The sequence below is a fragment of the Stenotrophomonas sp. STEN054 genome (genome assembly GCF_056854535.1).
Window position 1 is genome coordinate 1 of record NZ_JBXFWG010000092.1, and the last position, 6,813, is coordinate 6,813.

9 protein-coding genes are annotated in these 6,813 nt (G+C 69.1%); 4 read left to right on the forward strand and 5 right to left on the reverse strand.

The genetic code is table 11. The features are described 5' to 3' along the window. Nucleotides 1–236: 236 nt before the first annotated feature. Nucleotides 237–728: a hypothetical protein gene (locus tag AC1VXD_RS19465; protein WP_313145539.1), complete on the forward strand. Its 492-nt coding sequence runs from the start codon at nt 237–239 to the stop codon at nt 726–728. A 13-nt stretch (nt 729–741) separates the two neighbouring features. Next, on the forward strand, nt 742–1,017 hold the full coding sequence (locus AC1VXD_RS19470; RefSeq protein ID WP_482993429.1) for a DUF4031 domain-containing protein: 276 nt from the start codon (nt 742–744) through the stop codon (nt 1,015–1,017). Nucleotides 1,018–1,093: 76 nt separating this feature from the next. Here the strand turns inward: AC1VXD_RS19470 and AC1VXD_RS19475 are convergent, their stop codons facing one another. Next, nucleotides 1,094–1,636: a DUF6630 family protein gene (locus tag AC1VXD_RS19475; protein WP_108767594.1), complete on the reverse strand. Its 543-nt coding sequence runs from the start codon at nt 1,634–1,636 to the stop codon at nt 1,094–1,096. An 89-nt stretch (nt 1,637–1,725) separates the two neighbouring features. Here AC1VXD_RS19475 and AC1VXD_RS19480 point away from each other — a divergent pair, with 89 nt between their 5' ends. After that, nucleotides 1,726–1,974 carry a DUF3297 family protein gene (locus AC1VXD_RS19480; RefSeq protein ID WP_108767593.1) on the forward strand — a complete coding sequence of 83 codons (249 nt, stop codon included), beginning with the start codon at nt 1,726–1,728 and terminating at the stop codon, nt 1,972–1,974. A 45-nt stretch (nt 1,975–2,019) separates the two neighbouring features. Here the strand turns inward: AC1VXD_RS19480 and AC1VXD_RS19485 are convergent, their stop codons facing one another. From AC1VXD_RS19485 to AC1VXD_RS19500, 4 genes are all read right to left on the reverse strand, one after another. Then, complete coding sequence (locus tag AC1VXD_RS19485; protein WP_108767592.1) at nt 2,020–3,669, reverse strand: Na+/H+ antiporter; 1,650 nt, start codon at nt 3,667–3,669, stop codon at nt 2,020–2,022. A 111-nt stretch (nt 3,670–3,780) separates the two neighbouring features. Next, a complete protein-coding gene (locus tag AC1VXD_RS19490; protein WP_482993430.1) occupies nt 3,781–4,434 on the reverse strand; it encodes an alpha/beta hydrolase in 654 nt (217 codons plus the stop codon). After that, nucleotides 4,431–5,237 carry a dioxygenase family protein gene (locus AC1VXD_RS19495; RefSeq protein WP_482993431.1) on the reverse strand — a complete coding sequence of 269 codons (807 nt, stop codon included), beginning with the start codon at nt 5,235–5,237 and terminating at the stop codon, nt 4,431–4,433. The genes AC1VXD_RS19490 and AC1VXD_RS19495 overlap by 4 nt, the downstream gene beginning before the upstream one ends. A 31-nt stretch (nt 5,238–5,268) precedes the next feature. Beyond that, on the reverse strand, nt 5,269–5,679 hold the full coding sequence (locus AC1VXD_RS19500; protein ID WP_482993432.1) for a DoxX family protein: 411 nt from the start codon (nt 5,677–5,679) through the stop codon (nt 5,269–5,271). Between the two features lie 95 nt (nt 5,680–5,774). Here AC1VXD_RS19500 and AC1VXD_RS19505 point away from each other — a divergent pair, with 95 nt between their 5' ends. Next, nucleotides 5,775–6,656, forward strand: coding sequence for a LysR family transcriptional regulator (locus AC1VXD_RS19505; RefSeq protein WP_482993433.1), 882 nt, complete (start codon nt 5,775–5,777; stop codon nt 6,654–6,656). Nucleotides 6,657–6,813: the final 157 nt, after the last annotated feature.

Sequence of the window (6,813 nt, forward strand, 5' to 3'; positions counted from 1 at the left end):
GTCGGCCCGCCCGCGGGCGCGCGCGCGGCAGGCCCGGCCCCGCCCCGGGGGGCCGCGGGGTGCCGGGCGGCCGGGGCGTCGCCCGGCGAGCGCGGGGCGTTACGTTCCGGTAGCGCCGGGCCATGCCCGGCGCGCGCGGGGCGTTACAGTCCGGTAGCGCCGGGCCATGCCCGGCGAACGCGCAGCGCGGCACCCAGTACAATGGCGGTCTTTCCTTTCCAAGGTGACCCCACCCCATGTCCCAGAACTCCAAGGCCAAGCGCGACAAGCGCAAGAAGCAGCAGGCCAAGCGTCCGTTCCTGCGCCTGAATGCCCAGCAGCAGGTGCAGAACCACGCCGTGCTGACCAATGAAGACGGCCAGGCCGTGGCGGCCATCGGCCTGCAGGGCCGCGAGTGGCTGCTGGCCATCGGTGGCCAGACCATGGGCAACGCCGACAACCCGGTGCCGATGCTGGCCATGCTCAAGCACCTGTCCAACGTGCAGGAAAAGGAAGGCCGCACGGTCAACCTGGAATATTCCGAGCTGATGCAGAAGCTGCTGGACACCCTGGCTGCCGAAGCCGGCCAGACCGCTGACGAGTACCTGGACAAGCTGGTGGCCGAGTTCGAAACCGAGCAGGCCGAAGAAGGCGAAGACGCCGCTGAAGGCGAAGTGGTTGAAGCCGCTGCCGACGCCGAGGCCGCTCCGGCCGACGCCGCCGACACCGACGGCAAGCCGCAGGCCTGAACCGGCCGCGGCGGTGACGGTCTACGTCGATGACGCGGTGCATCCCTGGCGCGGACAGCGCTGGGCGCACCTGATGGCCGACACCCTGGCCGAGCTGCACGCGATGGCGGCGCAGCTCGGCATTCCGCTGCGGGCCTTCCAGAACAAGGCCAGCGGCGCACACTACGATGTCAACGCGGACCTGCGCACGCAGGCGATCGCCCTCGGCGCACGCGCCATTTCCCGGCATACCGACCGCGAGCTGGTGAAGGCCGTGATCGCCAACGCACGGGCGCAGTACCGGCCGTAGGCCGGTACGGGTACCGCCGGGTGCATGCAGTAGATCCACGCCATGCGTGGATGGGGTTCAGGCCCGGCGCTACCGATCAGAACGGGTCGCTGCCCAGCCGTACTTCCAGGTTCAGCAGCGAGCACAGCGCCAGCAGCGCGTCGTCGTCGCGCGTCAGCGCCATCCAGCCGGTGAAGCCATCGCTGCCCGCATCCACGCTCCACAGCGTGTAGTTGTGCTCGCGCAGGCGGTCGAACGCGGTGGACATCAGCTGCACGCCGTCCAGGTCGGCAGCGAAATCCTCGTCATCCAGGTCGCCGCCCCAGTCCAGCTGCAGGTTGAAGCGCGCCGACAGCTCGTTCACCGCCGACTGCAGCGATTCCAGGTCATCACGCTCCACCTCGAAGCCCGACTGCCAGGCGATGGCCGTGAACAGCGCCGGCACCCAGTCGCTGTCCGCTTCCAGCGGCTGCCCGTCCTCGGCCAGGTGCTCGCGCCAGCGGTTGAACTGCTGCAGCGCCAGCTCCTCGTCGCCCGGATTGATCAGCACCAGCAGGTTCCAGACCCGCGCCTCGAAGTCGTCTTCGTCGAAATCGTGGGCGTCTTCTTCGAAGTCGAAATAATCGCTGTTGTCGGGCATGGCGGGCACTCCTTGGGGCAGGCCGGCATTCTACGGTTTATCCTGTGCCGCTGAAGCCGGCCTTGGTGGCCGTCACTGTGAATGAAGCGATGAGCGATACCCCTCCCGACCACCTGGCGATCAACCCGGCCAGCCCCTTCCATGATGCCAAGGCGCTGGAGCGCGGCGTTGGCGTGCGTTTCAACGACATCGAGCGCGACAACGTCGAGGAATACTCGATCAGCGAAGGCTGGATCCGCGTCCAGGCCGGCAAGGCCCGTGACCGCCGCGGCAACCCGATGACCATGAAGGTCAATGGCAAGGTCGAGGCTTACTTCCTGGACCAGAAGCCGGAATGACCGCCTTCTGTAGAGTCGAGCCATGCTCGACTCTACATTTCAGGGTCAATCGCGCTTGCGCGATTCCAGCAGGTCCAGGTTGCGGATCAGGCGCCGCGAGATCTCGTCGGAGATCACCCCGCGCCGGGTCAGGCGGAACAGCTCCTCGCGCTCGGCGTTCAGGCCGGCACTGCGCAGCTGGCGGTAGCCCTGCTCCATCCGGTTCACCTTCTCCGGATCCACGTCGGGGCCGTCGCTGTCCTTCTCCAGATGGCGCTGGTACAGCAGGCTGACCCGCGAGGCCGCGTCGTTGTACAGCTGCACGTTCTCGGTGTTCTGGTTCATCACCAGCTGCTGGCGCATGCGCTCCACCCCGGCCAGGGCGGCCTTGGAGGACAGCTTGCGGGCCAGGTCCTCTTCCTTGCGTTCGCCCGAGTCGGCCGGCAGCTGCAGGCCCTTCAGCAGCTGCGGCAGCGCCACGCTGGCGCCGACCAGCGAGAACAGGATGACCGCCGCGGCCAGGAAGATCACCAGGTCACGCGCCGGGAAGGCGCTGCCATCAGGCAGGAACAGCGGCAGGGTCAGCACGCCGGCCAGGGTGATGGCGCCGCGCACGCCGGCCACCGAGGTCGCCACCACGATGCGCCAGTTCGGGGCCTCACCCCGCTCCAGGCCACGGCGGCGCGCGCGCAGCAGGTTCCAGCGCAGCGACAGCCACACCCACAGCAGGCGCAGCGCGATCAGCGCGGCATTGATGACCAGTACGTACACCAGCAGCCACCAGGCGCTCTGGTGGCCGGTCTCGTTCATGGTGGTGGTGGCGCGCTCGACGATGCCCGGCAGCTGCTCGCCCAGCAGCACGAACATGATGCCGTTGAAGCTGAACTGCAGCATGTTCCAGACGCCCGCACGCTGCACGCGCATGCTGCCCGACACCCGGCCGGTCAGCTCGACGTAGCTCATCGCGATGCCGGCGGCGACCGCGGCGAGGATGCCCGAGGCGTGGATTTCTTCGGCCAGCAGGTAGGCCGCGAACGGGATCAGCAGGTTGACCAGCATCGCCGCGCCGGGCTCTTCGCCGAAGCGGCGCCACAGCCAGCGCTGAAACGTGGACACGCCGAGGGTGACCGCCACGCCCACCGCCAGGCCGGCCACGGCCACCCACAGGAAGGTCAGCGAGGCGGTGGCCAGCGAGAAGCTGCCGGTCATCACCGCAGCCACGGCAAAGCGGAAGCAGACCAGGCCGGACGCATCGTTGAGCAGCGATTCGCCTTCCAGGATGTGCATCAGGCGCTTGGGAATGGGTGCCTTGGCGGCGATCGCACCGACAGCCACCGGGTCGGTGGGCGAGACAATGGCGGCCAGCGCGAAGCACACCGCCAGCGGCATCACCGGAATCATCCAGTGGATCAGCAGGCCGGCGCCGATGACGGTGAACACCACCAGGCCGAAGGCCAGTTCGAGGATCGCGCCTTTATCGCGGAACAGGCCCTGTTTGGGAATGCGCCAGCCATCAAGGAACAGCAGCGGCGGCAGGAACAGCAGGAAGAACACTTCCGGTTCCAGCGCGTGGCCGCGGTTGAACACGCCGGCGATGACCGCGCCCAGCGCGATCTGCACCAGCGGCAGGGGGAGTGAAAATGGCAGGACGCGAACCAGGTAACCGCTGGCGACAACGGCTACCAGCATCGCCAGGACGACTTCGATGGTGTGCATGCTTCTTCCAGGAAGCGACGCGTGGGGCCCGGGAAAAACCGGTGTGCGCCGGAGACTGGAAAAAAAGTTAACACAGCAGGCCGTCGCTGCGGCCCGCTGTGTGAATGCGCGTCAGGGCAGCGACAGCAAACGCTGCTGGATCCAGCCACTGATGTCCCGCTGCATGTCCGCCGACAGCGTGTGGCCAACCGGGTAGCCACGCAGCTGGTGGGCCACGCCCAGCGCCTGCAGGCGCGCGGCGGCAGATTCGGCCAGTGTGTACGGCAGCTTTTCGTCGGCATGGCCGTGCACCAGCAGCCCGTCCAGCCCGGCATCGGCGATGTCGACCGGCACGTGCGGGGCGATCTCCGGCAGGATGCGCCCGCACAGCACGCCGAACGACTTCACCCGCTGCGCCTGGGTCAGGGCGACGCTGGCACTCATGATGCCGCCTTGGCTGAAGCCGGCCAGCACGGTCTGCCGCGCGTCCACGCCCAGCCGCTGCTGCTGCGCGGCCAGCCACTCGCCCAGCAGCAGGCGCGACTGTTCGGCCTGCGCCGGATCGATCACCGGCCCCTGCGCGCCGAAGCGCACGGTGAACCAGCCGAACGCCTGCGGCCCGAACACCAGCGGCCCGCGCGGCAGCAGCACGTGCAGGCGGGGGTCGAGCGCCTGGGCCAGGCCGGCCAGCGACTGCTCGTTGCTGCCCACGCCGTGCAGCAGCACCACCAGGCCCTGCGCGGTGCCCTGCGCCGGCCGTTCCAGCATCGGCAGCTCCGCGCTCATGCGGCCACCGCCGCAGCGCTGCCATCGAAGCGGTAGATATCCATCGCCAGCATGCCAGCGTCGATGCCCGCATCGATGCGCTGCGCACCGAAGCCGCCCTCGCCCGCCGCGCCCATCGCGAAGTACAGCGGCAGCAGGTGCTCATCGGTGGGATGCGCGCGCTCGGCAAACGGTGCCTGGCGGCGGTAGTCGAACAGCGCGTCGCGGTCGTTGGCGGCCAGGCGCTGCTCCACCCATTTGATGAAGGGGCGCACGTACGGCGCTTCCTTGCCGTCCTGGTAATCGCGCCAGTCGTGCAGGTTGTGGGTGATGCTGCCCGAACCGATCAGCAGCACGCCCTGCTCGCGCAGCGGCGCCAGCGCGCGGCCCAGCGCGTACTGGTGCTGCGGGCCCAACATCGGCTGGATCGACACCGGCACCACCGGGATGTCGGCCTGCGGGCGCAGCATGCGCAGCGGCACCCAGGCACCGTGGTCGAGGCCACGCTGCGGGTCGATGGCCACCGGCAGGCCGGCGGCGGCGATGCGGCCGGCGACTTCTTCGGCCAGCGCCGGGTCGCCCGGGGCCGGATACTGCAGCTCGAACAGCTCGCGCGGGAAACCGCCGAAATCATGGATGGTCGGCGGCTGCGGGTGCGTGCCGACCAGCGGCTGGCGGGCGAGCCAGTGCGCCGAGGCGATGACGATCGCGCGCGGCGTCGGCACGTCGCGGGCCAGCTCGGCCAGGCGCACGCCGACCTGGCCCGGATGCAGGGCGGTCATCGGCGAACCATGGGAGATGTACAGCGAAGGCAGGCGGGACATGGCAACCTCCAGGAATTCTTTCAGCGGGCGATCAGCGCGAACGCAGCGTCCAGCGGCCATCGCCCAGCAGGAACAACACCACCAGGGCCACGGCCCAGAACGCCGGGTATTCCCAACCGCCGCCACTGTTGGCGAAGCTGAAACCATTGGCGCCGTGCACGGTGACGATGGTGCCCAGCAGCAGCGGCACGCCGAGCAGGCCGATCCAGCGCGCATAGACGCCCAGCAGCAGGGCGGTGGCGATGCCGAGCTCGGCAACGATCGTGAAATACCCCAGTACACCGGGCAGGCCCAGCGACTGGAAATAGGCCACGGTGCCGGCCGGGGTGAACACCAGCAGCTTGGTCAGGCCATGGGCCAGGAACAGGCCGCCCAGCGCCAGCCGCAGCAGGGTGCCGGCGTAGGGGGCGAGCGGTGACAGCGGGCGGGACGTGGTAGACATGGCAGGCACCTCGGAAGGAGTGGGCACAGCTTATTGCGCCCAACAGAGCCGATAAATACGATGATCTGACCGTATTTGTTGCAGAAGGCGAAACAATGGACACCCTGGACGCCATGCGTGTGTTCGTCGCGGTGGTCGAGCGCAACGGCTTCAGTGCCGCCGCGCAGGCGCTGGACATGTCCACGGCCGGGGTGACCCGGCAGGTGGCCGCGCTGGAAAAACGCCTGTCCACCCGCCTGCTCCACCGCACCACGCGGCGGGTCAGCCCGACCAGCGCGGGCGCGGCCTACTACGCGCAGTGCGTGCGGCTGCTGGCCGAGTTCGACGCACTGGAAGCCAGCATCGGCGCGCAGGCGCTGGAACCCTCGGGCACGCTGCGCATCAATGCCCCGGTCAGCTGGGGCATCGCCCGCCTCGGCCCGTTGCTGGCCGGCTACCGCCAGCGCTATCCGCAGGTGGAACTGGACCTGGCCCTGTCCGACCGGCTGGTGGACATGGTCGAAGAGGGCTACGACGTGGCCATCCGCATCACCCGCGAACCGAGCCCGGCGCTGATCGCGCGGCGGCTGGGCCAGGCCCGCATCACCCTGTGCGCGGCACCGTCCTACCTGGCCGCGCGCGGCACGCCGCACACGCCGCAGGAGCTGGAACAGCACGACTGCCTCGGCTACAGCTACTGGGCCTCAGGCAACCAGTGGCCGCTGCACGGGCCGGGAGGCGAGACCCGGGTGACGGTGGACAGCATCCTGCAGGCCAACAACGGCGACGTGCTGCGCGAAGCAGCCATCGCCGGCATGGGCGTGATCCTGCAGCCGGATTTCCTGCTGGAGGACGCGCTGGCCGATGGCCGCCTGGTGCGCGTGCTGCCGGAATGGGAAGTGCCCACGATCGGCATCTTCGCCGTGTACACCAGCCGCAACCATCTTGCACCGAAGGTACGCAGCTTCATTGATTACCTGGTGGATGCGGGGGTGTGACGCCCGGGCATGGCCCGGCGCTACCGGCCGGGCTGCAGAGCGGTAGCGCCGGGGCCGGGCCGGCGGATGAAAGCGGACCCCCCACCCCAGACTACAGCGCAAAAAAGTTATTTTTCACCGGCGCCCCCCGCCCCCCCAGGGGGCCCAGCACCAGGGG